The organism is Mesorhizobium sp. M4A.F.Ca.ET.020.02.1.1, from assembly GCF_004022645.1.
Classification (GTDB): Bacteria; Pseudomonadota; Alphaproteobacteria; order Rhizobiales; family Rhizobiaceae; genus Mesorhizobium.
This window is the reverse complement of the sequence record NZ_RZOI01000900.1, coordinates 1-2,110: the sequence shown is the minus strand read 5'-3', so window position 1 is coordinate 2,110 and position 2,110 is coordinate 1. Positions and strand designations below refer to the sequence as shown.

At 66.7% G+C, this 2,110-nt stretch carries 3 protein-coding genes; 2 read left to right on the top strand and 1 reads right to left on the bottom strand.

Annotated features, from left to right (window positions below; all coding sequences use genetic code 11):
- Together EN742_RS32780 and EN742_RS32775 are read left to right on the top strand one after the other, a co-directional pair.
- A partial coding sequence (locus EN742_RS32780) for an AraC family transcriptional regulator (protein ID WP_148670442.1) occupies positions 1-450 on the top strand: 450 nt, incomplete at its 5' end.
- A 105-nt stretch (positions 451-555) separates the two neighbouring features.
- A complete protein-coding gene (locus tag EN742_RS32775) occupies positions 556-987 on the top strand; it encodes a DUF4437 domain-containing protein (RefSeq protein WP_126058204.1) in 432 nt (143 codons plus the stop codon).
- 53 nt (positions 988-1,040) lie between these two features.
- On the opposite strand, the gene EN742_RS32770 is transcribed toward EN742_RS32775, so the two are convergent.
- On the bottom strand, positions 1,041-2,110 hold a 1,070-nt coding region (locus tag EN742_RS32770), incomplete at its 5' end, for an ABC transporter ATP-binding protein (RefSeq protein ID WP_148670441.1).

The following is a 2,110-nucleotide window of genomic DNA, read 5'->3' as shown; positions in this document are numbered from 1 at the left end:
GGCTCCGGCGGCATCCTGGCGCGCCTTGCCGATGTGCTGGCCGCCACCATCATCCGCTCCTGGGTGGAGAACGGCTGCGGCGATGCCACCGGATGGATCGCCGCCGTCCGCAGTCCGGATGTCGGCAAGGTGCTGGCCGCCATCCACCTGCAGCCGGACCGCGACTGGACGGTCGAGGTGCTGGCGCGGATGATGGGAGCCTCGCGTTCCGCCTTCGCCCAGCGCTTCGCCACCGTGGTCGGCGAGACGCCGGCCAAATATGTGCTCAGCGTTCGCATGCACCAGGCGCGGCAATGGCTGGCCCGCGACGGCATGCGGGTTTCGGTGGCCGCGACAAGGCTGGGCTATGATTCCGAGGCGTCCTTCAGCCGCGCCTTCAAGCGCGTCATGGGCGTGGCGCCGAGCCATCTGCGCAACACCGGCGACGGCGACGACAGCCCGGTCGCCTGAACGCGGGTCGGTTCCTGTCGCCTGGAGGAATTGCCAAGTGTTTTGGACGCAGCGTCATTCCCTGCCGGCGGGGGCAGCTTAAGCTGGCCGGCGGAGGAACCCGCCATGGTCAATCACCCAGCCTTGCTTGCGCTCGCCGCGCTCACCGTCTTTCCGGGGCGGGCATTCGCCCTCGAAGACAGCTACCTGCCGGCGAGCAAGATCCCTTATGCTGTCGAGGCGCCTGACCAGCCGCAGCGCCTCGGCCCGCTATGGGGCGAGCGTGCAAAGGGCCCGGCGGGAACCTTGCTCAAAGTTCCCGGCAACTGGCGCGCGCCTGTTCACGCGCATACCGCGGACTATCGCGCCGTGGTCATTCAGGGGCTGTGGGCGCACTGGCAGATGGATGGCGGCGAGGCGACCAAGGTCGCGTTGCCGCCAGGGTCCTACTGGACCCAGAAGGCCAATGAGATGCACGACGATGCCTGCCTCTCGGACACGGAGTGCGTGATCCTGCTGATCAACGACACGCCGTACGAGACCTATCTGCCGAGGTAGGGCAAAGGGGCCCGCGCGCCTGCCTGCCCCGGTAGCTTGAAGGGACCGTCCGCCTAGCTGGCGTGCCGCAGACTCACGCCGCTGCCCTTGTCGAACATCACCACCTTGTCCGGATTCCAGGCAAAGCGCACAGGCTGTTCGATCTCGACGGCAGTCCTTGCCGGCACAGTGGCTCTCAGCATCGCGTCGCCGACTCTCAGCGTCACGATCTTTTCGACGCCGTGGTTCTCGACGTCGTGGACGCGTGCCTCGACCGGCGCGCCGCTCTCCAGATAGACGTCCTCCGGACGGATGCCGAAGACGAGCGGGCGACCGTCGACCGCATTGCCGGCTCCTCCCCCTGAAAGCGGCAGTTCGAAATTCATCGGCGCCATCACTGCCCGGTTGTCGACCAGCTTGCCGTCGATAAGGTTCATCGGCGGCGAGCCGACGAAGCTCGCCACATAGGTGTCGCGCGGATTGTTGTAGATCTCCTGCGGCGTGCCGGTCTGGACGATGCGGCCATGATTGAGCACGCCGACCTTGTCACCCATCGACATCGCCTCGATCTGGTCGTGGGTGACGAAGAGGAAGGTGGCGCCGAGCTGCATCTGCAGGTTCTTCAGTTCGGTGCGCAGCGCCTCGCGCAATTTGGCGTCGAGCGCCGACAGCGGCTCGTCCATCAGGAACACGCGCGGCTTGCGCACGATGGCCCGGCCGATCGAGACGCGCTGCATCTCGCCGCCTGACAGCCGGTCGGTCTTGCGGTCGAGCAGATGCTCGATGCGGAGCGTGCGGGCGGCGCGCGCGACGCGATCCTTGATCTCGGCGTCCGGCAGACGGCGGATCTTCGGCTTCAGCGGGAATTCAAGGTTCTCGCGCACCGTGTAGCGCGGGTAGAGCGAATATTGCTGCAGCACCAGCGCCACGTCGCGCTCGGCCGCCCCCCAGTCGGCGACATCGACGCCGTCGATGAAGACCTGGCCTTCGGTCGGCTTCTCGAGCCCGGCAATCAGTCGCAGCGTCGTCGTCTTGCCGGCGCCGGTCTCGCCGAGCAGCACGAAGAACTCGCCGTCGGCGATTTCGAGGTCGAGGCCCGTCAGTGCGGTGTGATTGCCGAACGTCTTGGTGATGTTCTTGAGTT

Bases quoted from the DNA above. Each gene is read 5' to 3' on its own strand.
- EN742_RS32775 (WP_126058204.1), top strand. From the start codon at position 556: ATGGTCAATCACCCAGCCTTGCTTGCGCTCGCCGCGCTCACCGTCTTT.